This is a genomic window from Peribacillus sp. YIM B13472 (assembly GCF_042788005.1).
Lineage (GTDB): Bacteria > Bacillota > Bacilli > Bacillales > DSM-1321 > Peribacillus > Peribacillus simplex_E.
Genome location: NZ_JBHZPG010000002.1, coordinates 202,909 through 228,867, shown reverse-complemented (window position 1 = coordinate 228,867; position 25,959 = coordinate 202,909). Strand labels below are relative to the sequence as shown.

31 protein-coding genes are annotated in these 25,959 nt (G+C 41.8%); 10 read left to right on the top strand and 21 right to left on the bottom strand.

Annotated features, from left to right (window positions below; all coding sequences use genetic code 11):
• Positions 1-87 precede the first annotated feature (87 nt).
• Together ACFX4I_RS02820 and ACFX4I_RS02815 are read left to right on the top strand one after the other, a co-directional pair.
• Positions 88-243 (top strand): hypothetical protein, encoded by a 156-nt coding sequence (locus tag ACFX4I_RS02820; protein WP_377419034.1) that lies wholly within the window; start codon positions 88-90, stop codon positions 241-243.
• 8 nt (positions 244-251) lie between these two features.
• Positions 252-668: an NAD(P)H-binding protein gene (locus ACFX4I_RS02815; protein WP_377419030.1), complete on the top strand. Its 417-nt coding sequence runs from the start codon at positions 252-254 to the stop codon at positions 666-668.
• A 125-nt stretch (positions 669-793) separates the two neighbouring features.
• Here ACFX4I_RS02815 and ACFX4I_RS02810 read toward each other — a convergent pair whose 3' ends face one another.
• Together ACFX4I_RS02810 and ACFX4I_RS02805 are read right to left on the bottom strand one after the other, a co-directional pair.
• Entirely contained in the window at positions 794-1,156 is a 363-nt protein-coding gene (locus ACFX4I_RS02810; RefSeq protein ID WP_098371466.1) for a HesB/IscA family protein, read from the bottom strand.
• A gap of 211 nt (positions 1,157-1,367) precedes the next feature.
• Positions 1,368-1,604, bottom strand: a complete 237-nt coding sequence (locus tag ACFX4I_RS02805; protein WP_098371467.1) for a YuzB family protein — start codon at positions 1,602-1,604, stop codon at positions 1,368-1,370.
• 286 nt (positions 1,605-1,890) lie between these two features.
• Here ACFX4I_RS02805 and ACFX4I_RS02800 point away from each other — a divergent pair, with 286 nt between their 5' ends.
• The gene (locus ACFX4I_RS02800) at positions 1,891-2,958 is read left to right on the top strand and encodes an NAD(P)/FAD-dependent oxidoreductase (RefSeq protein ID WP_214791220.1); all 1,068 of its coding nucleotides are present in this window, start codon (positions 1,891-1,893) and stop codon (positions 2,956-2,958) included.
• A 90-nt stretch (positions 2,959-3,048) separates the two neighbouring features.
• Here the strand turns inward: ACFX4I_RS02800 and ACFX4I_RS02795 are convergent, their stop codons facing one another.
• Positions 3,049-3,378: a YuzD family protein gene (locus tag ACFX4I_RS02795; RefSeq protein ID WP_377419027.1), complete on the bottom strand. Its 330-nt coding sequence runs from the start codon at positions 3,376-3,378 to the stop codon at positions 3,049-3,051.
• Between the two features lie 166 nt (positions 3,379-3,544).
• Between ACFX4I_RS02795 and ACFX4I_RS02790 the strand changes: the two genes are divergently transcribed.
• Positions 3,545-3,781 carry a NifU family protein gene (locus ACFX4I_RS02790; protein ID WP_034310199.1) on the top strand — a complete coding sequence of 79 codons (237 nt, stop codon included), beginning with the start codon at positions 3,545-3,547 and terminating at the stop codon, positions 3,779-3,781.
• 192 nt (positions 3,782-3,973) lie between these two features.
• Here the strand turns inward: ACFX4I_RS02790 and thrB are convergent, their stop codons facing one another.
• The 5 genes from thrB to yutH form a co-directional block, all read right to left on the bottom strand.
• Positions 3,974-4,918, bottom strand: coding sequence for a homoserine kinase (gene thrB, locus ACFX4I_RS02785; protein ID WP_377419024.1), 945 nt, complete (start codon positions 4,916-4,918; stop codon positions 3,974-3,976).
• A complete protein-coding gene (gene thrC, locus ACFX4I_RS02780; protein WP_230300516.1) occupies positions 4,915-5,976 on the bottom strand; it encodes a threonine synthase in 1,062 nt (353 codons plus the stop codon). The genes thrB and thrC overlap by 4 nt, the downstream gene beginning before the upstream one ends.
• A complete protein-coding gene (locus tag ACFX4I_RS02775) occupies positions 5,973-7,271 on the bottom strand; it encodes a homoserine dehydrogenase (protein WP_230300517.1) in 1,299 nt (432 codons plus the stop codon). The genes thrC and ACFX4I_RS02775 overlap by 4 nt, the downstream gene beginning before the upstream one ends.
• Positions 7,272-7,462: 191 nt before the next feature.
• Complete coding sequence (locus ACFX4I_RS02770) at positions 7,463-8,377, bottom strand: L,D-transpeptidase family protein (protein WP_377419020.1); 915 nt, start codon at positions 8,375-8,377, stop codon at positions 7,463-7,465.
• 105 nt (positions 8,378-8,482) lie between these two features.
• Positions 8,483-9,484, bottom strand: coding sequence for a spore coat putative kinase YutH (gene yutH, locus ACFX4I_RS02765; protein WP_230300519.1), 1,002 nt, complete (start codon positions 9,482-9,484; stop codon positions 8,483-8,485).
• A 187-nt stretch (positions 9,485-9,671) separates the two neighbouring features.
• Between yutH and ACFX4I_RS02760 the strand changes: the two genes are divergently transcribed.
• Positions 9,672-10,169, top strand: coding sequence for a phosphatidylglycerophosphatase A family protein (locus tag ACFX4I_RS02760; RefSeq protein ID WP_228467560.1), 498 nt, complete (start codon positions 9,672-9,674; stop codon positions 10,167-10,169).
• Positions 10,170-10,228: 59 nt separating this feature from the next.
• Here ACFX4I_RS02760 and ACFX4I_RS02755 read toward each other — a convergent pair whose 3' ends face one another.
• Both ACFX4I_RS02755 and ACFX4I_RS02750 read right to left on the bottom strand, forming a co-directional pair.
• Positions 10,229-10,996 (bottom strand): TIGR01457 family HAD-type hydrolase, encoded by a 768-nt coding sequence (locus ACFX4I_RS02755; RefSeq protein ID WP_098371474.1) that lies wholly within the window; start codon positions 10,994-10,996, stop codon positions 10,229-10,231.
• Between the two features lie 23 nt (positions 10,997-11,019).
• Positions 11,020-11,604: a DUF86 domain-containing protein gene (locus ACFX4I_RS02750; protein WP_377419017.1), complete on the bottom strand. Its 585-nt coding sequence runs from the start codon at positions 11,602-11,604 to the stop codon at positions 11,020-11,022.
• Positions 11,605-11,863: 259 nt separating this feature from the next.
• On the opposite strand from ACFX4I_RS02750, the gene ACFX4I_RS02745 reads away from it, so the two are divergent.
• Together ACFX4I_RS02745 and ACFX4I_RS02740 are read left to right on the top strand one after the other, a co-directional pair.
• Positions 11,864-12,130, top strand: coding sequence for a DUF3055 domain-containing protein (locus ACFX4I_RS02745; protein ID WP_098371475.1), 267 nt, complete (start codon positions 11,864-11,866; stop codon positions 12,128-12,130).
• Positions 12,131-12,201: 71 nt separating this feature from the next.
• On the top strand, positions 12,202-12,489 hold the full coding sequence (locus ACFX4I_RS02740) for a cytosolic protein (RefSeq protein ID WP_377419014.1): 288 nt from the start codon (positions 12,202-12,204) through the stop codon (positions 12,487-12,489).
• A 30-nt stretch (positions 12,490-12,519) separates the two neighbouring features.
• Here the strand turns inward: ACFX4I_RS02740 and ACFX4I_RS02735 are convergent, their stop codons facing one another.
• Positions 12,520-12,795, bottom strand: coding sequence for a YutD family protein (locus ACFX4I_RS02735; RefSeq protein WP_076368161.1), 276 nt, complete (start codon positions 12,793-12,795; stop codon positions 12,520-12,522).
• Positions 12,796-12,908: 113 nt separating this feature from the next.
• Between ACFX4I_RS02735 and ACFX4I_RS02730 the strand changes: the two genes are divergently transcribed.
• A complete protein-coding gene (locus tag ACFX4I_RS02730) occupies positions 12,909-13,571 on the top strand; it encodes a YhcN/YlaJ family sporulation lipoprotein (RefSeq protein ID WP_230300520.1) in 663 nt (220 codons plus the stop codon).
• A 37-nt stretch (positions 13,572-13,608) separates the two neighbouring features.
• On the opposite strand, the gene lipA is transcribed toward ACFX4I_RS02730, so the two are convergent.
• Complete coding sequence (gene lipA, locus ACFX4I_RS02725) at positions 13,609-14,523, bottom strand: lipoyl synthase (RefSeq protein WP_230300521.1); 915 nt, start codon at positions 14,521-14,523, stop codon at positions 13,609-13,611.
• Between the two features lie 187 nt (positions 14,524-14,710).
• Between lipA and ACFX4I_RS02720 the strand changes: the two genes are divergently transcribed.
• Positions 14,711-15,700, top strand: a complete 990-nt coding sequence (locus ACFX4I_RS02720; protein ID WP_377419011.1) for a M23 family metallopeptidase — start codon at positions 14,711-14,713, stop codon at positions 15,698-15,700.
• 87 nt (positions 15,701-15,787) lie between these two features.
• On the top strand, positions 15,788-16,537 hold the full coding sequence (yunB, locus tag ACFX4I_RS02715) for a sporulation protein YunB (protein ID WP_230300522.1): 750 nt from the start codon (positions 15,788-15,790) through the stop codon (positions 16,535-16,537).
• A 22-nt stretch (positions 16,538-16,559) separates the two neighbouring features.
• On the opposite strand, the gene ACFX4I_RS02710 is transcribed toward yunB, so the two are convergent.
• The 9 genes from ACFX4I_RS02710 to sufD all read right to left on the bottom strand — a co-directional run bounded on the left by ACFX4I_RS02710 (position 16,560) and on the right by sufD (position 25,957).
• Positions 16,560-17,576: an HD-GYP domain-containing protein gene (locus ACFX4I_RS02710; protein ID WP_377419008.1), complete on the bottom strand. Its 1,017-nt coding sequence runs from the start codon at positions 17,574-17,576 to the stop codon at positions 16,560-16,562.
• 258 nt (positions 17,577-17,834) lie between these two features.
• Positions 17,835-18,137, bottom strand: coding sequence for a YunC family protein (locus tag ACFX4I_RS02705; protein ID WP_230300523.1), 303 nt, complete (start codon positions 18,135-18,137; stop codon positions 17,835-17,837).
• A gap of 55 nt (positions 18,138-18,192) precedes the next feature.
• Positions 18,193-19,584 (bottom strand): bifunctional metallophosphatase/5'-nucleotidase, encoded by a 1,392-nt coding sequence (locus ACFX4I_RS02700; RefSeq protein WP_377419005.1) that lies wholly within the window; start codon positions 19,582-19,584, stop codon positions 18,193-18,195.
• 16 nt (positions 19,585-19,600) lie between these two features.
• Positions 19,601-20,428 carry a sulfite exporter TauE/SafE family protein gene (locus tag ACFX4I_RS02695; RefSeq protein ID WP_377419002.1) on the bottom strand — a complete coding sequence of 276 codons (828 nt, stop codon included), beginning with the start codon at positions 20,426-20,428 and terminating at the stop codon, positions 19,601-19,603.
• An 83-nt stretch (positions 20,429-20,511) separates the two neighbouring features.
• Positions 20,512-21,360, bottom strand: coding sequence for a DUF72 domain-containing protein (locus ACFX4I_RS02690; protein WP_377419000.1), 849 nt, complete (start codon positions 21,358-21,360; stop codon positions 20,512-20,514).
• Between the two features lie 195 nt (positions 21,361-21,555).
• Positions 21,556-22,953, bottom strand: a complete 1,398-nt coding sequence (gene sufB / locus ACFX4I_RS02685; RefSeq protein WP_061465485.1) for a Fe-S cluster assembly protein SufB — start codon at positions 22,951-22,953, stop codon at positions 21,556-21,558.
• A 55-nt stretch (positions 22,954-23,008) separates the two neighbouring features.
• Complete coding sequence (sufU, locus tag ACFX4I_RS02680) at positions 23,009-23,437, bottom strand: Fe-S cluster assembly sulfur transfer protein SufU (protein ID WP_076368171.1); 429 nt, start codon at positions 23,435-23,437, stop codon at positions 23,009-23,011.
• A complete protein-coding gene (locus tag ACFX4I_RS02675; RefSeq protein WP_076368172.1) occupies positions 23,427-24,656 on the bottom strand; it encodes a cysteine desulfurase in 1,230 nt (409 codons plus the stop codon). Before ACFX4I_RS02675 ends, sufU begins: the two co-directional genes overlap by 11 nt.
• Positions 24,656-25,957 carry a Fe-S cluster assembly protein SufD gene (gene sufD, locus ACFX4I_RS02670; RefSeq protein ID WP_230300527.1) on the bottom strand — a complete coding sequence of 434 codons (1,302 nt, stop codon included), beginning with the start codon at positions 25,955-25,957 and terminating at the stop codon, positions 24,656-24,658. The genes ACFX4I_RS02675 and sufD overlap by 1 nt, the downstream gene beginning before the upstream one ends.
• Positions 25,958-25,959 lie beyond the last annotated feature (2 nt).

Sequence of the window (25,959 nt, the reverse complement as noted above, 5' to 3'; positions counted from 1 at the left end):
CTTATTTCCATTAGTTATCCACAGTACTTACCCTTGTCATTCTAAGGGTAAAGAGTGGGATAAGCCATGAAAGGGGAATGCTTCTATATGAATATTTTAATTGCAGGAGCCAACGGGACCGGAAAACAGATCATTGGGGAATTATCAAAAAATCCGCAAATGACTGTATACGGGATGATCTGGAAAGAGGAACAGGCTCAAACGATAAAAGAACTGGCGGGCATCCAATCCTTTCAGGTTTAGAGGGAAATGTGGATAAAGCAGTGGATAACATGCAAGCCATCATTTTTGCCGCCGGATCTGGACCAAAAACAGGGCCCGATAAAACAACAGCTGTGGATAAGAATGGAGCCATTAAACTGGTTGATGCCGCCAAGAAGAAGGGTATCGAACGTTTTGTCATGTTAAGCTCTGCCGGTTCTGATAATCCGGAACAAGCCCAAGAAGGAATGCGACATTATCTCGAAGCAAAGCATGATGCCGATGAACATATAAAAGCAAGCGGGCTTACATACACGATTGTCCGGCCGGTTGCTTTGACAAATGAACAAGCCATCGGAAAAATCTTTACGGATGTGAAAGTGGATCATACTAATAAGGTCCATTCCAAGGGCCGATGTCGCCGCCGTTCTTGCCCAATCAGTCACAGAGGAAAAAACATTCAATAAAACATTCGAGATTTTCAGCGGCACCCTCCCAATCAAAGATGCCCTGTACAATATTTAAGACAGCAAACAAGCATAAAAAAGGGGCACTTGTTAAAGTGCCCCCTTTTCCAAAGTATTGGAGTTTCTTAGCAGTTCTCCGGCGTACCGGCGTTTTTTGCCGTTTTGAAGGAAGACCCGCAACCGCATGAAGCGATAGCATTTGGGTTTTCGATCGTAAAGCCTCCGCCCATCATCGTTTGTTTATAATCAATTACCGTTCCATTCAATATATCTGCATCCTCGGCATTAACAAGGATCTTAATTTCAAACTGTTCCAGCTGGCTATCTTTATCTCCAGGCTCTTGTTCAAAACCCATTCCGTAGGATAATCCGCTGCAGCCTCCGCCTTTAACGGCCACTCTTAAAAATGAACCCTCTTCGCCATTATGTTTCATCATTTCTTTTATCTGAAAAGCGGCAGCTTCCGTTATTTGAACAACTTCACTCACAATAAATCCCTCCTTCTTCTGATATGTGAGATAGAACTATTTCTCTTTATAGTATATACCAAAGAAATTCCCACGCTCAATTTTCCAGCTTGAAAATATTCATATTCCCCCACCTATTTTACCAAAAAATTAGTTTATACTAATGCTGCAAAACTGATAAATAAAAAGGCCGTTCCATCGAGGGATCAGCCTTTTTATTCGCCGTTGATGATTAGAACATTTCATATTCATCAATGTACTTATATATTTTATCCACCAATTCATCCGTTGTGTCACCAAAAACCACTTCACCGTTTACAAGAGCATATAAGTTACTGGAGCATCTGCCGCAATATCCCAGACAACCATATTCTATGATATCTAAATTCGGATCCCGCTCCAATCTTTCCAAAGCCTCCTGAGCGCCACTGGCCAGATTGCTTACACAAAATTCAATAATCGGGTACATTGTTTCACCTCACAGTTACTAACAAACCATCTTATTACTTTTCCCATTTACAGTCAATATTTACGCATAAAAAATCAGCCGATTTCAAGATATCGGTTGTGATTTCCTTTTATATTCGTTATACTTTTGTCGGGGTACGTAAAAAAAGAAAATCATCTAATTTTTTATTCTTGTTACTAATTGGGGTATATATATTTATTTAAACTTTAAAGGGGACCATTTGGGGGAATCCTATAGTTAAATGCTAGTCAAATTTTTAAGAGATCAAATAAAGGGGAAAAATCATATGAAGAATCTAGTCATACTTGGTGGCGGGTATGGTGGTATGCGCATGTTGCAAAGATTGCTGCCTAATCAGCTTCCTGAAAATGTGAGCATCACGCTTATCGACCGTAATCCTTATCACTGCTTAAAAACGGAATATTATGCTTTAGCAGCAGGTACCATTCCAGATCAGCACATCCGTGTTGCATTTCCTGAACATCCTCGCTTGAAGAACGTATACGGAGAAGTACTTTCCATCGATATGGAAAATAAACAGGTCATTATAGAAAATCAAGATCCTGTCGTTTATGATGATTTAGTCATTGGCCTTGGCTGCGAAGATAAATACCACGATATTCCTGGTGCAGACACACACACTTTCAGTATCCAAACTATCGATAAATCACGCCGCACATATTCAGCTTTGAATAATTTAGGTGCTGGTGCAACCGTTTCTATCGTTGGCGGCGGACTGAGTGGTGTTGAGCTTGCAAGTGAGTTGATTGAAAGCCGTTCAGATTTAAACGTTAAGCTATTCGACCGTGGACCGCATATTCTATCTGCTTTCCCAGAAAGATTAAGTACTTTTGTTGAATCATGGTTCGATAAACATACAATCGAAATCGTCCATCATTCAAATATAACGAAAGTTGAGCCAAACCTTCTTTATAATGGCGACGAAGCCGTTCAAAGCGACGTCATCGTTTGGACAGCTGGAATACAGCCAAGTAAGATCATCCGCGATATGGATATTGAAAAAGACCGCCAAGGAAGAGCAGTTCTGACTCCTCAGCATTTCCTTCCTAATGATGACAGCATCTTTGTCGTCGGCGACTGTGCGAGCCTGCCTCATGCGCCTAGTGCTCAATTAGCGGAGTCCCAAGCAGAGCAAATCGTCCAAGTTCTTGTGAAGAAATGGGCAAATGAACCACTTCCAGAAAGCTTCCCTACAATGAAATTAAAAGGAACATTAGGTTCCCTTGGGAAGAAACAAGGTTTTGGTCTTGTTGCAAATCGCCCAATCACAGGCAGAGTGGCACGCCTGATGAAATCAGGCATTCTCTGGATGTATAAATACCATAACGGTTGATTCCAACCTAACCATGCTACATTTCATAAACTGGCCCCATGAGCTGCATGCAGCTCACGGGCCAGTTTTTCTTATTTCTTCCATTATATATCACACTTGCATCGTGTATCCATATTTTTCCATTGTTTCCACCACTTTTTTGAGACGCACATTTCCTTCTGCAATGATTTCACCTTCGATGAGGACCAGTGGATAAAACAAATCATCTTCGATCATCTTCGCAGCAAAGTTCTTTTGCTTCAGCGTTTCTGGTGGATTATACATATCTATATAGGATATTTTGAATTTCTGTTCAGGAAACTTTCTCGTTAAAGCGGCCTCAAGCCACTCACAGGTATCTTTCGAAGAAGGTAGATTCACACAACTCGCGCAAATTTGCTCCGCTCCATACACTTCTATCTCAATTTCTTTCATTTCCATAATCTTCCTCCTTCATTTTAGTATATTTGCTTCATTTTGAATAATGTTTAAAAACTTCACCTGTTTCAATCATACCAGAATAATATAGATTATATTTCCGCAAAGTTACAGTTGGATTTTTTACTACCTTCGCTTTATAATATGATTAGGAAAGGAGTCGATTGCAATGTCTGAACAAACAATGGAAGTTCAAGTTCAAGAAGTCCTAGATAAGCTTCGTCCGTTTCTTCTTCGTGATGGCGGTGACTGTGAACTAGTTGACGTAGAAGATGGAATTGTAAAATTACGATTACTAGGAGCCTGCGGAAGCTGTCCTAGTTCGACCATTACGCTAAAAGCTGGGATTGAGCGTGCCCTTCTTGAAGAAGTCCCTGGTGTAGTGGAAGTTGAACAAGTTTTCTAATAGCCCTTTAAATAACATGCAGCGTATTGATGAAGGATCACTTCATCAATAAACGTTCAACCTTTTTTTCATGCAGGCCGGAATCTTTTCTGGACTGCATGAAAAATAAAGCTGACTCGGCTTTTGCCCTATCAAATTGATACGGCTTGACGCGAGTCAGCTTTTTTATATGGACAATGAATGAAGCATGGCTCACGATTTCAAAAATTTCAATTCCTTTTTTTCCTGTTCTGAAAGGATTGCCGTATAACTTCCATCATTATCGATTTCCAATTCTCTCACAAGAAATTCCGGAAACCTATCCTTCAATCCAGTGAGCAAACTTTCACTTTTTTCTGCGGATGATAAGCATAAAACAGTTGGTCCCGCTCCGCTTAGTGCTGCACCAAATCCGCCTTCATTAAGGACAACTTCTTCTATAAGCGCTAAATGAGGGACCAACTCCGCTCTATATGGTTGATGGAAACGATCACTTTGCATCATTTCACCAACAAGCTTCCAATCTTTTGATAGAACTCCCGCCAGCAAAACATTTGCGGCTGCACTTCCGCTTATCGCATCTTTATAGGAAAGCGAATTCGGAAGGACATTTCTTGAATCCTCAGTTAGCAATTCAAAATCAGGAATGACAGCAATCACCTTAACTCCCTCGATCGGAAACGACACGACATCCGTTCTTTCATCCGTGTGAAGGCCCACGACCAATCCACCATACACAGATGCCCCCGCATTATCCGGATGCCCTTCAAAGAGGGAAGCATGCCTATTCTTCTCATCATCGGATAAATGAAGCTCACCAACGATGTTCGCCAATTCAATCCCCGCCACAATGGCAGAGGCACTGCTTCCAAGACCCCGTGCCAGTGGAATTTCGCTAGAGACGAAAAGCCGGCATGGGGATAGTTCCTTTCCATAGGAAGCCGCCGTTTCCTTGGCAATTTGGACGATATAATTACGATCATCCCTTGGAAAAACAGACATTTCCTCTGAAAGTGGAACGACTTCCCAATGATCTGATGAAGATCCGTGTATTTCCAAGTAAAGGCCTAGCGCCAAGCCGATGGAATCGAATCCTGGTCCTAAGTTGGCCGTACTTGCTGGCACACGGATCAAGAACATCTCCGATTCTGCACTCATGCCTGTTTCACACCCTGCAGATGTTCTAAAATGACTTCTTCATCCATTGGCAGCAATGTCGGTTGAATCGTGCTTGTATCGACTGCCACATTCGGATCTTTCAATCCATTTCCAGTCAATACAGCAACAATCTTACTTCCTTTTTTGATTTCACCGCTTTTTAATTGCTTATAGATACCTGCAATGGAAGCACATGATGCCGGCTCTGCAAATACCCCTTCTTTTTTAGCGAGGAAATGATAGGCTTCCAGAATTTCTTCGTCTGTCACCTCATCGATTTTTCCTTTGGATTCATTTGCTGCTTCCACAGCAAAGTTCCAACTTGCAGGATTTCCAATCCGGATGGCTGTTGCAATCGTTTCGGGATTTTCAATGATGCTATCCCGGACAATTGCAGCCGCACCTTCAGCTTCGAACCCTCTCATTTCAGGAAGGCCCGTTTGTTTCGATTCGTTATATTCTTTAAACCCTTTCCAGTAAGCAGTTATATTACCTGCATTCCCGACTGGAAGCGCCAAAATATCCGGTGCCGAGCCGAGAGCATCACAAATTTCGAAAGCCGCTGTCTTCTGCCCTTCAATCCGGTATGGGTTGACCGAATTCACAAGGGTTATCGGAGAGCTCTCACTAAGTGAACGGACGATTTTTAAAGCCTGGTCGAAGTTCCCTTCGATCGAGATGATTTCCGCACCATACATAACGGCTTGGGCAAGCTTGCCCATGGCTATTTTACCTTCCGGGATGACAACGATACAGCGCAGGTTGGCACGGGCCGCATAAGCTGCTGCAGCTGCTGATGTATTCCCGGTGGAAGCACAGATGATCGTGTCGCTGCCCTCTTCTATCGCTTTGGCAACAGCCATGACCATTCCGCGGTCTTTAAACGACCCAGTTGGATTTGCCCCTTCATATTTTACATGTAAGTCGATTCCCCACTCTTCGGATAATCGATTCAGTCTGATTAAAGGTGTATTACCCTCCAAAAGGGTTAGTGCAGGTGTGTTTTCATTAACGGGTAAAAAATCTTTATACGTGCTTATAAGTCCTTGCCAGCTCATTTGATGTCCTCTCCTTCAACTCTGTATGTACTTTTCACTTCTCTTACCATATTGTAATCATTTAATTTCTGTATTATTTGCTCAAATGCAGCCTTTGTGGCAGTATGCGTAACCAATACGATTTCGGAAGATTCCTTTTCATCCAGAGGCAATTGAAGGATTTTATCGAATCCTACCCCATGCTCGGCAAATAAATTCGTGATTTTGGCTAAAACGCCAACTTCATCTTGAACATGTAATCGAATGAAGAACTTAGCGAAAATCTCAGTCCCATCTTTCAATTGTTTCGGGTACTGAGGTGATACGGCACTGCGGCCATTTACTCCCAGCCTCATATTCTTGATGACCGTCACCATATCCGAAACGACTGCAGTCGCAGTAGGAAGACTGCCAGCCCCCGGTCCGTAAAACATCGTTTCCCCTACGGCTTCCCCATAAACGTATACAGCATTATACTCATTATTTACCGATGCTAGCGGATGTGCTTCAGGAAGCAGTGCAGGCTGGACACTTACCTCGACCCTATCACCTGCCCTGGAAGCGACGCCGATCAATTTCATTGTATAACCAAGCTTCTTGCTATATCTCAAATCCTCTTCGGATATCTCGGTAATGCCCTGTACCTCAACATCATTCAAGCCAATGTTCATTGAGAACCCAAGTGTGGAAAGGATCGCCATTTTACGGGCCGCATCCAAACCGCCTACATCGGCTGTCGGATCGGCTTCAGCAAATCCCAGCTCCTGAGCTTCCTTCAATACGTCATCATAAGCTCTGCCTTCCTTGCTCATCTTCGTTAAAATGAAGTTTGTCGTTCCATTGACGATTCCCATCATTTTCGTGATGCGGTCAGAAGATAACCCATCCACAAGTCCTCGTAAAATCGGAATTCCCCCTGCAACACTTGCTTCATAGAACAAATCACATTGATTCTCGGTGGCCAATTCCAGCAATTCCGGTCCATATAAAGCCATCAGGTCTTTATTGGCCGTAACGATATGCTTTTTATTCTTTATTGCCTCTATCAGATAACCGCGTGTTTCTTCGATTCCACCCATCACTTCTATTACAACATCAATCTCGGGATTCGATAGGATATCCTCAGGATTGTCAGTTAACATACCTTTATCGATCTCGACAAGCCTCTCCTTCGTCGTGTCTTTGACTAGTATCTTCTTAATGGATATGGAACAGCCCACTTGGTGCATGAGCTTGTCCTGATGCCTTTCAATGATTTGTACGACTCCTGATCCAACTGTACCTAACCCCAATAAACCGATCGAGATGGCTTTCATATTTTGGTTCCCCCTTAAAAACTGTTTTCCTGAAGAAGACGTTTGTATTTGTATAGTAGACATTATAAGTTTAATTCATATATTTATCAATAGTTAGAAAAGATGGATGCACGAACTTTTTTCGTCCATCCCTTGAACGAGTAAGAACGGGTAAAGCTAAATTTTTTATGGGAAAACCATTTTGATGATTATTACTTAACGCTCTTCAATGAATCATTTGTACCCATTACAATATGTGGCTTTTGCACGGGATCCATCCATTTCAGTAAACTGACGACATTCTTTTCGGCCGTGGCTGTACATCCAGCCGTCGGTTTTGTACTCCCTCTCCATATATGAAGAAAGATTGCACTTCCTTTTCCTTTTACGATGGGATTCGTATTATAATTGATGACTGCCCCATACTTATAGAGTTCATGATTCATCCTTTCGAAAGACTTCCATTTAACTGCAGGATTTCCTTTATAGGTTTTCCACTTGTTATAATCCGTGGATGTCTGATCATCAATCCAGTAGTCATATTTGGTCGTTTTCTTATAACTCATTTTCACTCCTGACGGCTTCGTTTCGCTTCCAAAGGCCTTACCAAATGAATAAATCCCGACCGGGGATTTCCCATCACCCTCTTTTTTGCTCTTCGTGAAGCCGTTCTTCCCAATGACACCCGCCATCTTCTTCAATGCCCGGCGCCATTCCCCCTGTTTCTTCTCATAAGTTTGGATCGTGACCTTCGTATCACTCATCGCTTTACCTGTCACAGATACAACTTGGTTAACGCCATTTCTCCCATCGAATTTCTTCAAAATGGCTTTTTCACCGGAACTGAAAACCTCTTTTGCATCTGCCATATTGATATATGCGGTCTTATTTGAGTGACAGACCTTATACCAGCTTCCAGTTCTTCCGCTTGCCGATAATTCTTTATTTTTCTTATAAGTTTTTAACGTTTTACTTGAAGCCGACGCCTTTTCCTTCACATCCGCTTCAGACTTCATGACAATCTTGAATTGAGTTGCTTCGCAGCCTGTTTTCGTTTCAGCTTTCACAAGATTTGCCGTTTGGATGATTAAAAGGGCTATAAAGGCGGCCATCATCAATCTTTTCATGGTCCCATCCTTCCATAGTGATCAAATATCTAATTATTCTAAAAAATCTTGTTATCATCATAACATAGTAAGTAAGGATGGATCATATTTCTTTCCCGTTTTTATCTAAATCCAGTCAATTTTAGGCAAATCATATTGCTTGGCAGGGACTTCTGCCAATTCATAAAAATGTTTGAGGAATGACTCATATTGTTGGGAGGATTTCGTGATCGAAGATATTTTATCCTCCAATTGGTTCGACCTTGTTTCCGTCGTTTTTGAAAAATACTCTTCCACAGTTTCAAAATAATGAATGGGAAATAGCATCCTCGAATATAACAACCGGGCCGAAAAGCTTGAGAACGGTTCTATGGACTGATATTCGTGAAAGAAATGGGCAATTCCCCGCTGATGGGTATGCACGTTTTGAAAATAATGTTCCCTCACCCATTCCGCGACATCCCTGGTTCCGTGGTCAAATACCCAATCGAACGGATTTTTCATCCACTTATTGCTTTTCCAGGTATCATGTAAAAAACGTTCATAACATACCGTTCCACTATCGACAATTTGCGGGGTATCATCGATTTCTGTGTCGACTAAATATTGAATCGCATTTTCACCTAGGACCATATAATAGGGAAAGGTTTCTATAAATAATTTTTCAAACTGGTTATCAGGATGGGCGTTGAGCTTATCCCGCCAAATCTTTTCTAACTGATCGATCCTTTGTTCCCAGAGTTCTTTCCATTTACCGATCCTTGAACATGTTCGAATCGTATCATTAATAGTTCTCCCACGCTGATGGAACCTTGCCAGACGCCTTCCTGGGTTGAAATTTTTCGGACCTTCCAATGCCTGATTGGCAAGAAGGATGAATAATTGTTCATCCGCTTCCGAAACATAGCTTCCATGATTGGCAAGGACAAAGGCGGATACGTGACGATCACCTTGTGAAATCAGATGTTGAGACATTTTATAACGTTCCACTAATTCCTCCTGCTCCATATTTTCAATGGGAACGATACTGTACACCATATTCCCTGAACGGAAGCTCGGAAACCTGACATTGGCTTCTTCAAGCTCCACCTGTATACCATAATTATTAAAAATGATTTCTTCTATCATGGAATGGCCCCCTTCATCAAATGGATATAATAGAAATATTGGACATCATAAACTTATATATATGTGGAATAACCCGTTTTCTGAATGATTATCGAAACCTTATTAGAAATTCCAATCAAAACGTTTAATCAAATCAAACTACCTAATTAGAACTTTCCCTTTAAAATATAGAGAAATGGGTGATGACATGGCTAATATTGAACAATCAATGTCTGAAAAAACTGCTCGAAAATGGCTAATTGACCGAGGGGTGAAATTGGAGGATATCGCTGAGCTTGTCATGTATTTGCAATCAGGCTACCATGAAAATCTCCAAATGTCCGATTGCCTTCACAATGTCGAACGGGTCCTTTCAAAACGCGAGGTCCAAAATGCCATCCTTACCGGCATTCAGTTGGATATTTTAGCAGAGAAAAAACTGCTCGAGGAGCCTTTGCAGAGCATCATTGAAATAGATGAAGGCCTATATGGGGTCGATGAAATATTGGCTTTTTCAATTGTGAATGTTTATGGATCGATCGGTTTTACCAACTATGGTTTCATCGATAAACAAAAGCCGGGTATCTTAAAATATTTAAACGATAAAAGCACGGGTAAGGTGAACACCTTTTTAGATGATATCGTTGGGGCAATTGCAGCTGCCGCTTCAAGCCGGCTTGCCCATAGAACCGAAAATGCTGAATAGAGAACTTATGATATTCACGACATAAAAAACCAGGGCTGCATTCGCAGCCCTGGTTTTTTTCATTCGAAGCGCCATAAGTCGAGGGTGTCCACCACATGCGTCGGCTGCTCCTTATATTGCTTTAAGCGTTCTTTTGTCGTTACTCCAGTATGTACAAGCAATGTATCGATCCCTGCATTGATGCCGGCAAGGATATCCGTATCATAGTTATCTCCAACCATGATTGTCTCTTCTTTAGGTACCCCTAATACTCTTAGAGCTTGCTCCACTATGACGGATTCAGGTTTTCCAATGAAAATCGGCTGTACCTGGGTCGAAACGGAAACTACGGAGGTCAAGGCACCATTCCCCGGTAAAAGGCCTTGCTCAGTAGGAATGGCAATATCACCATTGGTCGAAATGAAAACAGCGCCATTTCTTACAGCAAGACAGGCTTTTGATAACTTTTCATAATTGACCCCGCGGTCGATGCCCATTACCAGAAAGTCTGGATGCTCTTCCACAAGCTTCATTCCTTTTTCCTTAAGAGCCTCGATGATACCTTCTTCACCCACCACATAAACCGATGCATCTTTCTTTTGTTCAGCTATGTAATTGGCAGTTGCCATGCTTGTCGTGAAAACCTGGTCATCTTCCGTCGATATGCCGATGCTTCTCAATTTATCCGCCACCTGTGCCGGAGTCCTGGATGAATTATTGGTGACGAATAAATAAGGGATATCCCTTTTCCTTAGGTCATTAATAAACCCTGCCGCTTCCGCAATTTGTTCAGTTCCGCGATACATGGTGCCATCCAAGTCAATTAAATATCCTTTATAAGACTTCATTTGAATTCGCCTTCCTAACGCTGCTAGTTTTTAAAAGCTGATACAGGTCCCAATTCATTTGTTAAATAGTTCCTCACCAAATCCGGGAATTGCTTGAATGCCTCGATATTTTCCGAAAATACGGCATGCAGTTCTTTGTGATTCACTTCAATGAAGTCTTGAACCAGCATTTTCCTTAGCGGCAAGACCTTTTTGAATTGTATCGCTTTTTCTTCAGAAATGACTTTTTCATCTTGAAGGATATCGATAATATCTTCATAACTTCCTGGATCACGCATAATAAAACCATCAATTACCGCATTTCCTACGTCCAACACGGAATCGATGGAAGTTTGTATGAGCCTTTCAGCGATAAGTTCCGAAAGATCTCCATCCCAATTATCATGACCTTCAAAAAGTCCAAGCTGCTTTTCAAGAAAACCTAATATTTGTTCAATCTTTTGGCGGTCTACAAAGTACATTTTTTTCCAGATCCTTTCTGATCTAAGATGATATAGGGAATCAATGGTCGAATGAGCGGCATCGTTAAAACCCTGTGCCGAACCAACCTTATTCCTTGATAATACCATAGCTTCTCCCTTACTCTCAATTCCTTCAACCACAACCATTGTACCATCCAATAACTAACAGAAGCGGGTGTGTTACACATTGCCTTTTCAATGTGTGCATTTCCCAATTCACGATCCCATTTATATTCTTACCATTTTCATTTAATCGATGAACGCTTATCATTGCCGGAGGTTCCTAAGGCATTATGAGGAGCGACGAGGTTCTCAGGCAGAAGCCCCGTAAAATGTACTGTTCCCCTATTGAGGTCACTTTGTTATGATGGAACTACAAATGTGAAGATAAGAAGGGAATGATACTATGGAAGATCGTTTTTATTTATACAATGACGTCGTTGATTCAAAAACCCGGTTCATAAGCTTCATGGGAGAGGAATCAAGATTCGATCTGGCCATTACGACTACCGATCGTTTTTATGGAAAGAAGCTTGTTTTAAATATGCAGAGTAATCGTTTCGCGATTATTGGGCCTGATGATTTAGAAGAGGAAGGCTATCTTGAGCATGCCTTTCAGTTATCAGAAGCGGAAGCCGAAGAACTGCGTCACTTTTTAATGGAAATCGTCTGAGTGCTGAAGTTTTTTTATCTTAAACGGGAAACCTACTGAATGTAAGACCGATTACATGAGGGGGGATTATCTTGGACAAAGAAGAATACCACGATTTTTCCAATGTCGAAAAACAGAGGGATTATTTAATTCCTGAAGAATTTCCCGAAGGACCTTTTGGATCAGCCATAGCAAAAGATGCACCAGTTCAGAATAAAAACACCCCGTGGCAGGAAGGGCAACGATATCAAAGTGCCTTTAATTATGAAAATAAATCGTTGCACGAAGATTTACCTCGAAAATATCCTGGTGCTCATCCGACACATGACGATTCGGAAAAAGATGAACAGCCTCCATATAAAGGATATGGTAACTCTTAACATGAAAGGCCAGAGTGAATTCTGGCCTTTTTATTTCTTTATTTTCTTCACGACGAAATAAGGACAGCCAAAATTGCAGTATTCATATAAATATTCACTAAGCGTGCTTATTTTCGTATCAAAGGTCGCTTTCTGATTATTATCATCAAAAAATCCACGCAGCCTCAATTGCCCGTAACCCCAATCCCCTACTATATAATCATACTTCGTTAAAATCTCACTGTATCTGGCCTTAAACGCTTCTTCATTATAGCCTTCCCTTTCATTCTCAATTATTTCATAGGTCATGTTATTGATGTTAATCATTGTTTTCACCTCTCATATATACATTCCTTCTTTAAATTATAACTGATTCCCCATCAATTACTAAGCGAAAAATAGAGAAATATGTTCATCCTAAAGTTACGGGGGTGTTATTGATGAAAAAAACAATAATAACGATAGGTTTAAGCTCGATTATTGCACTAACCGGATGTACTGATAAAGAAAAAGATCAGGGGCTCGGTGCAAAAAACAATGCCGGTAACCCAACAAACGTAAATAATCCAACTCAATATTATGATGAGGATTATCGTAATAATGATAATAAAAGTGATGATTTCGGTTTTACCCGCACTAATAGTGCAACCATTGATGGCCGTAACATTTCCAACAAAGCTGCTTCCATTGACCGTGAACAACTTTCTGATGTCATTTCTAAACTGAGTGTTCAGATTCCAAATGTCAATGATGCCGCTACCCTCGTTACTGATGAGGAAGTGCTTGTCGTATATGATACCAATGCCAAGGATCGGACGGAAACCGCAGACCAAGTCAAACGCACTGCCATGTCCGTCGTGCCTCGCTATTATCATGTCTACGTCAGTGATGATTATCAAACCCTTGCCCAAGATGTCGAGAATTTCTCTACATTGAAATCCGGCAGCAAAGGGATCGACTATACGATCGAACAAACCATCAAAAGAATGCTGAAGTCGCCTCAAGGATACAAAATGAGTGACGAAGAAAATGAAAACGGGGAAATGGTTAACGATAAAAGAGATCATCACGATAACATAAACCAAAAAATGGATAACCGTTAATAAAAAAGGACCGAATTTTTCGGTCCTTTATTTCACTCTATTTCAATAATCCTTCACCTTTGTTTTGCTTATGTTTTGCCGCAGCATTAACCTGTTCATCCGCATGGTAGGATGAACGGACAAGCGGACCGGATTCACAATGGCTGAAGCCTTTTTCCAATGCACGTTCCTTCAGCTCGGCAAATTCCTCAGGCGTGTAGTATTTCAGCACCTTTAAATGCTTTTTAGTTGGCTGCAAATACTGGCCGATCGTCATAATATCCACATTATTAGCCCTTAGGTCATCCATGGTCTCGAGGATTTCCTCCCGAGTTTCACCCAAACCTACCATTAAACTGGACTTTGTCGGGATTTCCGGATACAGTTCCTTGGCTCTTCTTAAAAGCTCCAATGAACGTTCGTACTTGGCCTGAGCCCGTACACGGTCGGATAAACTTCTGACAGTCTCTATATTATGGTTCAGGATATCTGGTTTAGCATCCATCAAAGTCTTGATATTTTCAAACACCCCGCCCATATCAGACGGTAATACTTCAATTGATGTAAATGGATTTTTGCGTCGGATGGCACGGACCGTTTCAGCGAAAACTTCAGCGCCTCCATCCTTTAAATCATCACGGGCAACAGCTGTAATGACGACATGCTTTAAATTCATCAAAACAACGGAATCGGCAACACGCTCAGGTTCAGCCCAGTCCAATTCATTCGGACGTCCGGTTGTAACAGCACAAAAACGGCAAGCCCTTGTACAGATTTCACCTAAGATCATGAAAGTAGCCGTCCTTCTCACTGCCCAGCATTCGTGAATATTCGGACATTTTGCCTCTTCACAGACAGTATGAAGATTTTTCTCGCGCATCATATTTTTTAAACCGAGGTAATTTTCGTTAGTATTAAGCTTTATTTTCAACCAATCTGGTTTACGAAGAATTTCTTTATTTGTAGAAGACATGAAAATGCCACTCCATTCTATAGAAATTAACACACCCTACTTTAACAATAAAAAAGCATTTATACAAGTTATAGTTGGTTTCCCATTATTTATTTTTCATGTTTATAGCTAAATCAGCAAAACTATAAAAGATGGATGGACTGATGTCTTTTAAATACGGAGAATGTCATGAAAGGAGCCTGCCCCGTTGAAAAAATTATTCCTTCTTACCATTACTTGTTTGTTTATTTTGAATGCACCAGGCCAAGTGGCTAATGCTGCTGATAACCCAGATGTTTATGCCGGGAGAATGGAGCTATATAAAAATATGGAGGCTACCCTTCAAATCCCGTGGTATTACCTTGCTGGAGCTGATCAATATGAGCACAGCCTCAGGGCTGCCCGAAGGGATTTAGAGCCTGCAAAGGGTTTAATAGGCATCCACATCGAGCCTTCAAAGTGGAGCGGGGCCCTCAATCCTGACTTAAACGACGTGAACCCGCTCACGATCACATTTTTTGATGGATTGGGCCAGGATGGAAATGGGGATGGCAAAGCTGATATCACTAATGATACAGATCGATTGTATGCTTTTTCGAAGCATCTCCAATCTTATGGTGCTGATGAAGATAATATCCGGATTGGCTTGTGGGATTATTATAAACGAGATAAAGCCGTCAGCATCATTATCGGCAATGCCGAGATTTATAAGAAATATGGCCGGTTGGATCTACATGAAAAGGCCTTCCCGGTTCCAGTACGAACTCATTATACGTACTTAAATACATGGGGAAGCGCTCGTGGATGGGGCGGAAGGAGAATCCATGAGGGCACTGATATTTTTGCGGATTATAGCCTTCCAGTTCGTTCCACGAGCTATGGAATCATCGAAATGAAAGGCTGGAATAAATTCGGCGGTTGGCGGATTGGGATACGGGATTTAAATAATACCTATCATTACTTTGCCCATTTAAGCGGCTTTGCCAAAGGCTTGAAAGTCGGACAAATCGTCGAGCCCGGACAAGTCATCGGAGGTGTCGGCAGTACAGGTTACGGCCCTCCAGGAACTTCCGGAAAATTCCCTCCCCATCTTCATTACGGAATGTACAAAGACAACGGAATCACAGAATGGAGCTTTGACCCTTACCCCTATTTACGATTGTGGGAAAGGAAAGATCTGGCTAAAAAGCAAAAGTGAGCGGCGTGAATTTTACGCCGCTTTTTTTTGATTCAAAACATAAACCCCTGAACTTAATGCATAGTTATTAGTAAAGGGGGCTAAAGCGTGTTCCGAAAAAGATTTCGAACGAAGAAATTCCGAAAAAAGGGGCCTCTTCCCACCCGAAAAGTATTTCTCTATTCATTTATCCTGTTTATCATATCAAGCATCATGACTCTTTGGTACGTGGACAAATCAATCGAACCCGTGATCATGAGTGTAGCCGAATATGAAATCAAACGGATTGCAACGGAAACGATTCATGAATCGGTTGATGAAAATATAGCGAAGATTGATATGAACAAAATCATCACCAATAACAAGGGTGGTAAGGACTCCAGTTCTTCCTATAGCTTCAATCCGGTCATATACAGTGAATTGCGGGCTAACATTACGAATGATATTCAAAAAAAGCTTGGCATCAAACAGGGAAATCCTTTTAAAACAGGTTCAGCCAAAATAAATGATGAACAATATAAAAGTGTGGTCTATTATATACCATTTGGTGTCGTAACCGGGAATAACCTTCTTTCCAATTACGGACCTGAAATCCCAGTGAAAATGTCGGTCATCGGGAATGTTGAATCGGATTTGAGGACAAAACTGACAAACGCAGGCATCAATAATGTTTATTATGAATTGATTGTGGATTTTGATGTCAATATTCAAATCGTCATCCCCTCGTTCACAAAGGAGACCAAGGTGAGTCAGGAAGTGACAGTCGGAAGCCTGCTGATCGAAGGTGATGTTCCAAGTTATTTTAGTAATGGAAACGGTTCGGTGGCACCTCCCATCATGAAGGAAAACAAGGAATGAAAAAACCAGCTTATCCTTGAGGTTAGGCTGGTTCTTGTATATTGAGACATTTCATGATAAGCAAATGCAGGTTTTTATTCAAGTCCACTTCATACAGCTCCTTGATTTGCTCCCCATCTTCTTCAAGAATCCTTATCATGGGGCGGTCTCCTATCCCCTCGTTCTGAGCGGAAACTACCCCTTTCCTTCCATCATTCAATTCAACGGATAGACCATTAGGATAAATGGCAACCGCCCGGCGGAAAGCCTCGATGATCGTATTGTCGAACTTTTTCCCGCCTCCGGCATAAAGGACTTCCAATCCCTGATGCGGCAGCACGGCCTTATGGTAAACGCGGTTGGAAGTCACGGCATCAAACACATCGGCAACGGCAATGATCTTGCCGAAATAATGGATTTCATCCCCTTTTATCCCTCGGGGATATCCAGATCCATCTAACCGTTCATGGTGCTGATAGGCACAATTCGCAACTAAAAGGGAAACGGTATGAACATTTTTGATTAGATGGAATCCGTAATCGGCATGTTTTTGGATTTGTTCAAACTCACTTTCCGTCAGCTTATCGGGTTTATGGAGGATTTCCAAAGGCACGAGCATTTTGCCGACATCATGTAAAATCGCTCCAAGCCCAAGAATTTCGAGATTCTTATCATTGATATTCAATTCCATCCCGATTGCCAGGGTATATAAGGTCACATTGAAGGAATGAGTAAAGATATAGTCATCGTATGTATAAACGTCAGCCAATAAAGTCATTAACTCTTTATTCCTTTTCAGCTCGCCCATGATGTTCCGAACTATTTGAATGAACTTGACGTTAGCCTGCTCTATCGTGAATGACCCTGCAAGGTTCATTTTGTTTTTCATGTCCAGGAAAGTGGTTTCAATCGTATTAATGGCTTCTCTTCGTAGTTTCCCTGACGCTGGGGGCATGGGAATAATGTCATCCGTCCTGGAATCTTGAAGGTAAACAAAGGGAATATTAAGGGACACCAGTCGATTGATCATTTTCTGCGTTAATGGAAGACCCTCGCACAATAGGATATGGCCCGCTCGTTATAGATGTTTTTACCGAGCCTCGCTCCAGGCCTTAGGGACTCTGTAATAGCTAGCCTCTTACTTGTACTCCATTTTCCCATTCGATATTTGTAAATCTGACCGTTTATTTCCTTTATTAGGATTATCGGAAAATATTTAGATAAATGAATCTGTTTGAACGCATTTGTTGAAAAAATATCAGCATTTTTTTTGATAAAAAAATAAGGCCCTCTTTTGGAAAAAAGAAAGCCCCCCTTTTCAAATCATTTTGATTAATGCCTCTTTACCAATCATTCCTGGATGAATGCCCTTTTCCACAGCCTCCCAGGTAACTGATTCAAGCGGCGCTTCCAATAGTTCTTCAATCGATTTAACTCCTGTGGCCCTTCCTGCAAGGATTTTACGATCTCTCAATTTATCATTCAGCAGTCCAACATCTAACGCACCGCACATTATATACCCTTTTTCGGACGCGACAGCAAGTAAATGCGTTTTGGGAAGTCGGACAGAAATGGCTAGGAATGTATGATTATCAAGAATTATTGGTATCATGTTAATCAATTGGTTTCGCCCCTCTCTTCCCGATACTTTATGAAAAAAAGGGCGAAACCGTGATTTAGAGTTTGGTGTTGGTGTATATTTTATCCAGCTTCCATAAAAGGATATCCCGTAAGAATTCCGGTAGGAAATATTTCTTGCGATTGGAGCGCTGGATACTTGGAAAGAAGTGTCCAAACGTGAACATATCAGGTATTGCCAGTTTATAGGACTTATCCGCCTGCAGTTTCTCCCCTTTTATAAGTATCCCTTTTACGATTCCATTCTCCATTTCGTTAAATTCAATTTGATCATAATGCATGACTCCCATGATTTTTCCGCGGAAACCGAAACCTTTCACCTGAACATGAGGCCATTCCTCATTTCTCGATTGCATTAAGATTTCTTTTAATTCATTCCCATTAACTTCAACGACGCAAGGATTGATGGGATGTGGACAAATTCTGTGAATATCCCCTTTTGTGACAGGTCCCTTTGGCAGCCCATCGAGCAGAAGACCGGCATTCAAAAAGGAACAATCCGCCTGAGTCCACTCCCTTAGGGCATCCCCAAGGAGTTCAGTCAAAGGACTTCTTTTGAACCAATCATTATCCAGTGCTTCGGGTAAATCCACTGCAACCTGTTTTAGCGTTTCCCCTCCGGCCTGGTATATCTCTTCAATCCATGACCGTTCATTCTCCAATTCCAAAAAGTCATTGGTATCATAAAGAATGGCACTCTTATGGCTAACTTTCTTTTCCTGATTGACGGTCATTTCCACCTGTCCAACATAGAAGCCATATTTCCCTGCACCGCAAAGGAGTGTATCATTGATCAATTTACCTTGGTGGAGGATGTGGTGGGTATGCGCGCCAAGTATGATGTCAATCTCCGGAAAATCCTCTGCCATCCTCTCATCATCATGGATGCCCAGGTGGGAAAGGATGATGATTACATCCGCCTCTGTTTTGACCTTTTCGAGCTGTGCCTTTAACTCCACGAATGGTTCTGTTATTTCCCAGCCCATCGCAGAATAAAACTTTTGAAAAAAGGCTGTCAAACCTATAATGGCAATTTTGGTGCCTTTTACCGTCGTATGTATCCAATATGGCAGCGCCCATTCCGGCCTTTCATAATCACCGTAATAAATATTGGCTGCCAAGACCTTGAACTTTGCATGATCATATAAGGAGTCTAACGCATCATGAGGTAAAGTGATCCCTTCATTATTTCCGATGGTCACATATTGGTAGCCAGCTTCATTAAGCAGTTCAATATTTCCTTTACCCAACGTACCTTCTGTATATGGATGCCAGCGGTCCACATGATCGCCTATATCCAGTATGATCGCTTCTTCTCCCGTTTCTTGATGAAGTTGTCTTCTTTCTTTAAGAAACTTATCAATACGAGGCCAATTCTCAAAATGACTATGGAGATCATTGGTGTGATACAAATGAATGATTTCTGACATCATTTCTCCTCCTCGTTTATCCTGTAATACCTTGATATATAAGACGTAAACCAATGATTATCAGCACTATTTTCAACATATTTTCCAGCGACGCACTCTTTAGGCGCGTATTGATGAATGCGCCCAATTTAGCACCGAACCAAGCACCCGGAATCAGGGCAAAAGCATATGGCCAATTTACATTTCCAAGGGAAATATGCGTAATCGAATTAGTGATGGAAGATAGAAATACCATGAACATCGAAGTCGCTACAGCCATATGCGGAGGGAAGAAGAATAGAAGCATCATGACGGGAACCATTAAGGCCCCACCGCCAATTCCAAATAACCCGGAGCTGAATCCCACGACAAAAGAAATCAATACAGCCAAAAGAGGGTGGTAACCATAGGAAAATGAATGTCCATTTTCAGTTTTATACGTCTTCACTATTTTCCCTTTTCCAGGCTTGAAAAGCATTGGCTTCAAACGATTTTTCACTAATAACACGATAGCCATGAAAACCATGAAAATTCCAAAGTACAATGAAAAAGCTTCGGCGTTAAGGTTTTTATTCACATAAGCCCCTATTATTCCACCAGGTGCACTGCCAATAAAAAAGATTAAGCCGGCCTTATAATCCACCACTTTATGTTTTAAATAAGATAAAGTAGAAGATAAGCCGGTAAAAATCATGATTACGGTTGAAACACCTACGGCGACCTGAGGAGTCAGCTCATCGATAATATTCGTAGATGTACCTAAATATAAAAGAGAAGGCACAATGATGATGCCGCCGCCCAGACCGACAAGAGCGCCGATTCCTCCCGCTAATAATCCAATACCCACTAATACTAACCATACCATGAAGAAATCCGCCTTTACCTGTTTGTTAGGATATTACCTCTCTAGCTTGTCACATCATCTCTTTATTAATTATATAATTCCCCTTAAAACAAACCAAGCTGCTTAGGAGCCAGCCCTTCATATTCTATACCAAGCAACTCAATCATTTGTTTGGCATTATCAGCGGCATCTCCTCCTGAGTTATTATTGAACAGGACATATAACTCCTTGGATTCCTTTTCCAATTCCCTGATTTTCTCCACCCATTCTGTCAATTCCTGATGATTATATCTATATAAGTACCTGACCTCACGCCAATTATCACCTGAAGCAGGCCTTTGCCAACCATGCAGGTTACGGCCATGAAAGCGTATCAGGGTTTTATCTTTATCGGCGGCATGCAGAACGACAGGAATGGATCCCTCTCCAGCCTGCGGCTCATCGCATACAGTATGGATCCAGCCTTCCTTTTCGATAAAGTCCAAAGTTTGCTGGAATACATTGGGCCTGTACCAGCTTTGATTCCGAAATTCAATGGCAGCTGGAATATCGCCCATTTCATCTTTGCACCATCGCAGGTAATTCACATTTTCCCGTTTACAATCAAACCATGGCGGAAACTGAAATAAGACCATCGCGAGCTTGCCGGACTTCTGATAAGCTTCCAGAGAGCCGCAAAATGCCTTGAACATTTCCTTCTTACTTTCAAATGGGATTTCCCCACGCTGATGTCCTGTCATCCCTTGATAGGCTTTAACGACAAACTGGAATGATGCAGGCGTCTCGGATACCCACTTTTCACTGTTCCTCTTTGGCTGGACTGCATAAAATGAGGCATCCACCTCCACAACGGGAAAATGAGCACCGTACTCTTTGAGTTTATCACGCTGGGACACACCGCCATGATACAAACTATCATGATCACCCCAACCGGTCACACCAACATAAATCATCTGCATCATCACTCCTTTGGGACAGGCCCCAATTACTGGACTTCTTCTTTTATTATTTTTTACCCTTATTGAGCCATATCTAATCTTTGGTATAGGGGTGTGAATATCAAAAGCAAAAAGCCTGCCAGACAGACCCGGCAGGCTTTTTGTATGAATGGTTATCCTAAATCGCCTTACAGGCAGGGCAATCGGTTATTAACCGATTGAGCCTTCCATTTCGAACTTGATCAGACGGTTCATTTCAACCGCATATTCCATTGGAAGTTCTTTTGTAAATGGTTCGATGAAGCCCATTACGATCATTTCCGTTGCTTCTTGCTCAGAAATTCCGCGGCTCATCAAGTAGAACAATTGTTCTTCAGATACTTTGGAAACCTTCGCTTCGTGTTCAAGGGAAATGTTATCATTCAAGATTTCATTGTAAGGGATTGTATCAGATGTAGACTGATTATCCATGATTAATGTATCACATTCAATGTTGGAACGAGCTCCATCCGCTTTACGTCCGAAATGAACGATACCACGGTATGTTACTTTACCGCCCTGTTTAGAAATTGATTTTGATACAATCGTTGAAGATGTATTTGGCGCTAGGTGAATCATTTTTGCTCCAGCGTCTTGGTGTTGCCCTTTGCCGGCAATGGCAATCGATAATGTCATTCCGCGAGCACCTTCACCTTTTAAGATGACAGCAGGATATTTCATTGTCAATTTGGAACCGATGTTACCATCGATCCATTCCATTGTTGCATTAGCATCACAAACCGCACGTTTCGTAACCAGGTTAAACACGTTGTTTGCCCAGTTTTGGATCGTCGTGTAACGGCAGTAAGCATCTTTCTTGATGACGATTTCAACAACCGCACTATGAAGGGAGTTAGTTGTATAAACAGGAGCTGTACAACCTTCTACATAGTGAACGGATGCGCCTTCATCAACAATGATTAGCGTACGTTCGAATTGCCCCATGTTTTCAGAATTGATCCGGAAATAAGCTTGAAGCGGAGTATCCACTTTAACGCCTTTTGGTACATAGATGAAAGATCCGCCTGACCAAACTGCCGAGTTCAATGCAGAGAATTTATTGTCAGTGGGCGGGATCGTTTTTCCAAAGTGCTCACGGAAGATATCCTCATTTTCACGAAGTGCCGAGTCCGTATCTTTAAAGACGATACCCAAATCTTCCAATTCTACTTTCATGCTGTGGTAAACCACTTCTGATTCGTATTGAGCAGATACGCCTGCAAGATATTTTTGTTCGGCTTCAGGAATTCCCAATTTATCAAAAGTCTGTTTGATTTCTTCAGGAACTTCATCCCAAGATTTCTCTGATTTCTCTGACGGCTTAACATAGTATGTGATTTCATCAAAATTCAGGCTCTGCATGTCGCCGCCCCATTGAGGCATTGGCATGTTGTAAAAATGCTCCAATGATTTCAAACGGAAATCAAGCATCCATTGCGGTTCATCCTTCATTCGAGAAATTTCTTCCACGATTTCTTTTGTCAGACCACGCTTTGAACGGAAGATGGAAACATCTTTATCCGCAAAGCCATATTTATAATCGCCGATTTCAGGCATTTTCTTTGCCATAGCTCGTATTCCTCCATTTCAAATGGCTGAATTACAACAGCTCATTTTAATTTAATTATTCCTTCAATCCCTTTTCCATGGCTTTCCAAGCTAAGGTAGCACACTTGATTCGGGCTGGGAATTTAGAGACACCTTGAAGGGCTTCAATATCCCCAAGGTCCATCTCATCGTCGTATTCTTTTCCCTGGATCATTAAGGAAAAAGTCTCGGATATCGCTAGGGCAGTATCAACGTCTTTGCCCTTAATGGCCTGAGTCATCATGGAAGCCGAACTCATCGATATCGAACAACCATCACCATCGAATTTAACATCGCTGACCTTGCCATCTTCAATCTTCATCGTTAAACGAATCCGATCGCCGCAAGTTGGATTATTCATATCGATAGTCATGCTGCCATCCTCTAGCATGCCCTTATTACGTGGTTTCTTATAGTGATCCATAATGACTTGTCGGTAAAGTGTATCTAGGTTATCAAAAGACATTACTGAAATACTCCTTCGTTTTAACAAGCCCGGATACGAGCTTATCAATATCTTCTTCCGTGTTATATAGATAGAAACTTGCTCTTGCCGTCGATGATACGTCAAGCCATTTCATTAATGGCTGTGCGCAATGATGACCGGCACGGACAGCAATTCCATCTGCATCAAGAACGGTAGCGACATCATGTGGATGTACGTCATTAATATTAAAGGTTATTACACCCGCACGCTTTTCAGCATCTTTAGGACCGAATATGGTCAGCCCTTCGACTGCTGACATTTTTTCCATTGCATAAGCGGCAAGCTTATGCTCATGCCGTTCAATATTATCCAAGCCGATTTCTTCCAAGAAATCAATTGCAGCACCAAGGCCGATGGCGCCGGCAATGATTGGAGTACCGCCTTCGAATTTCCACGGGAGTTCTTTCCATGTAGATTCATGCAAACCTACAAAATCGATCATCTCTCCGCCGAATTCAATCGGCTCCATTTTTTCCAGGAGTTCTTTTTTGCCATATAATACGCCGATACCTGTTGGACCGACCATTTTATGACCTGAGAAGGCAAAGAAATCACAATCCAGATCACGGACATCCACTTTTAGGTGCGGCGTGCTTTGCGCCCCGTCGACTACCATTACAGCACCGTGTTCATGGGCAATTTTCGCGATTTCCTTCACTGGATTGATAACACCAAGTACATTCGAAACCTGCATGATGGAAACGATTTTCGTTGCGTCCGTAATGGTTGCCCTAACATCATCAAGGGAAATCGTGCAATCTTCTTGAAGCGGAATATACTTCAGTACAGCGCCTTTTTCTTTGGCAAGCTGCTGCCACGGAATGATATTACTGTGATGCTCCATGTAGGAGATGACGATTTCGTCACCCTCTTTAATATTTGCACCACCGTAACTTCTTGCTACAGTATTTAAAGAAGTCGTTGTGCCTCTTGTAAAGATGATTTCTTCTGTAGAAGAAGCATTAATGAATTTACGTACCTTTTCACGTGCACCTTCATACGCATCCGTAGCTTTTGTTCCAAGTGTATGCACCCCGCGGTGAACATTCGAGTTGTATCCGCGGTAATATTGCTCAATCGCTTCAATCACTGCAGCCGGTTTTTGAGAGGTTGCAGCACTATCTAAATAAACTAATGGCTGACCATTGACTTCTTGATCTAATATCGGAAAAAGCTTACGAATTTCGTATGGGTTCATTACTGCACTTTCCTTTCAATGACCGCTACTAATTGTTTTTTAACTCCCTCAATTGGAAGCTGGTTAACAACAGGGGCCAAGAATCCGTGAATGACAAGTCTTTCTGCTTCTTTCTTAGTAATACCACGGCTCATTAAATAATACAGTTGAAGAGGGTCGACACGACCGACGGAAGCAGCATGGCCAGCCGTTACATCATCTTCATCAATCAAGAGGATTGGATTGGCGTCCCCGCGTGCTTTTTCACTTAACATCAATACGCGTGATTCTTGTTCGGCATTTGACTTTGTAGCGCCATGCTCTATTTTCCCAATTCCATTAAAAATGGAGGATGCGGCTTCTTTCATGACACCGTGCTTAAGGATATAGCCCTCAGAGCGTTTGCCATAATGGATGATCGCTGTCGTAAAGTTCTGTTTTTGTTCCCCGCGTCCGACTACAACGGTTTTAGTATCACCGTGAGAGCCATCGCCCATTAGATATGTTGTATTATCTGAAATCGTATTTCCATCGTTCATCAGGCCAAGTGCCCACTCAATACGAGCGTCACGACCTGCCACTCCACGGCGGTTAACGTATGTCGTGAAGCCTTTAGAAAGGGTATCGACTGCTCCGTACTCCACTTTGGCATTCGCATTTGCAAATACTTCCGTTACGATGTTGGCAATACCTTCGTTAGACTCAACGCTTGAGAAGTAGTTCTCTACATATGTGACAGAGCTATTATCTTCCGCTACGATCAAGACATGGTTGAAAAGTGTAGTATCTGGATTATCCAATAGGAAGACCGATTGGATCGGCTCTTTGATTTCTACATTTTTCGGAACATAAAGGAATGCACCTCCATTAACTAATGCAGCATGAAGTGCCGTTAAACGATGTTCATTTATCTTAACGCCGTCTTTCATGAAATATTTTTGCACGAGCTCAGCATGGTCACGAGCCGCTGTTAAAATATCCGTAAAAATGACGCCTTGTTCTTTCACATTTGCTGACAGATTGATATGTGCCGGCGTATTATTGCGTTGAATGTATAAGTTTTCATTTTCTTCAATGATGGATTTAATTTCTTCCGGAAGCTCCTCTAAAGAGGCAAAAGCGTCACTATCAACCGTATGGGTCTGGAAAGAAGTAAAATTCCATTTATCGATTTTCGTTTTATCCGGCTTTGGCATCGGGAGCTTTTCTAATTCAGAAAACGCTTGAATCCGAAGCTCGGATAACCAAGCTGGATCATTATTTTTAGTTGAATAGGAGCTTATATCCTCTTGTTCAAACGGTAATTTCGTTTCTGTAGTCATTG

Coding starts and splice junctions, on each gene's coding strand:
- ACFX4I_RS02770 (WP_377419020.1), bottom strand. CDS start 8,377: ATGAAAAGATTGATGATGGCCGCCTTTATAGCCCTTTTAATCATCCAA.
- ACFX4I_RS02800 (WP_214791220.1), top strand. CDS start 1,891: ATGAAGAATCTAGTCATACTTGGTGGCGGGTATGGTGGTATGCGCATG.
- ACFX4I_RS02675 (WP_076368172.1), bottom strand. CDS start 24,656: ATGAACCCATACGAAATTCGTAAGCTTTTTCCGATATTAGATCAAGAA.
- thrB (WP_377419024.1), bottom strand. CDS start 4,918: ATGAGTGCAGAATCGGAGATGTTCTTGATCCGTGTGCCAGCAAGTACG.
- sufB (WP_061465485.1), bottom strand. CDS start 22,953: ATGGCAAAGAAAATGCCTGAAATCGGCGATTATAAATATGGCTTTGCG.
- ACFX4I_RS02700 (WP_377419005.1), bottom strand. CDS start 19,584: ATGTCAGAAATCATTCATTTGTATCACACCAATGATCTCCATAGTCAT.
- ACFX4I_RS02745 (WP_098371475.1), top strand. CDS start 11,864: ATGGAAGATCGTTTTTATTTATACAATGACGTCGTTGATTCAAAAACC.
- ACFX4I_RS02805 (WP_098371467.1), bottom strand. CDS start 1,604: ATGTACCCGATTATTGAATTTTGTGTAAGCAATCTGGCCAGTGGCGCT.
- ACFX4I_RS02750 (WP_377419017.1), bottom strand. CDS start 11,604: ATGGTTGTGGTTGAAGGAATTGAGAGTAAGGGAGAAGCTATGGTATTA.
- sufU (WP_076368171.1), bottom strand. CDS start 23,437: ATGTCTTTTGATAACCTAGATACACTTTACCGACAAGTCATTATGGAT.
- ACFX4I_RS02760 (WP_228467560.1), top strand. CDS start 9,672: ATGGCTAATATTGAACAATCAATGTCTGAAAAAACTGCTCGAAAATGG.
- ACFX4I_RS02790 (WP_034310199.1), top strand. CDS start 3,545: ATGTCTGAACAAACAATGGAAGTTCAAGTTCAAGAAGTCCTAGATAAG.
- ACFX4I_RS02690 (WP_377419000.1), bottom strand. CDS start 21,360: ATGATTTATGTTGGTGTGACCGGTTGGGGTGATCATGATAGTTTGTAT.
- yutH (WP_230300519.1), bottom strand. CDS start 9,484: ATGATAGAAGAAATCATTTTTAATAATTATGGTATACAGGTGGAGCTT.
- lipA (WP_230300521.1), bottom strand. CDS start 14,523: ATGTCTTCTACAAATAAAGAAATTCTTCGTAAACCAGATTGGTTGAAA.
- ACFX4I_RS02755 (WP_098371474.1), bottom strand. CDS start 10,996: ATGAAGTCTTATAAAGGATATTTAATTGACTTGGATGGCACCATGTAT.
- ACFX4I_RS02730 (WP_230300520.1), top strand. CDS start 12,909: ATGAAAAAAACAATAATAACGATAGGTTTAAGCTCGATTATTGCACTA.
- thrC (WP_230300516.1), bottom strand. CDS start 5,976: ATGAGCTGGCAAGGACTTATAAGCACGTATAAAGATTTTTTACCCGTT.
- ACFX4I_RS02795 (WP_377419027.1), bottom strand. CDS start 3,378: ATGGAAATGAAAGAAATTGAGATAGAAGTGTATGGAGCGGAGCAAATT.
- ACFX4I_RS02735 (WP_076368161.1), bottom strand. CDS start 12,795: ATGATTAACATCAATAACATGACCTATGAAATAATTGAGAATGAAAGG.
- sufD (WP_230300527.1), bottom strand. CDS start 25,957: ATGACTACAGAAACGAAATTACCGTTTGAACAAGAGGATATAAGCTCC.
- ACFX4I_RS02820 (WP_377419034.1), top strand. CDS start 88: ATGAATATTTTAATTGCAGGAGCCAACGGGACCGGAAAACAGATCATT.
- ACFX4I_RS02775 (WP_230300517.1), bottom strand. CDS start 7,271: ATGAAAGCCATCTCGATCGGTTTATTGGGGTTAGGTACAGTTGGATCA.
- ACFX4I_RS02695 (WP_377419002.1), bottom strand. CDS start 20,428: ATGGTATGGTTAGTATTAGTGGGTATTGGATTATTAGCGGGAGGAATC.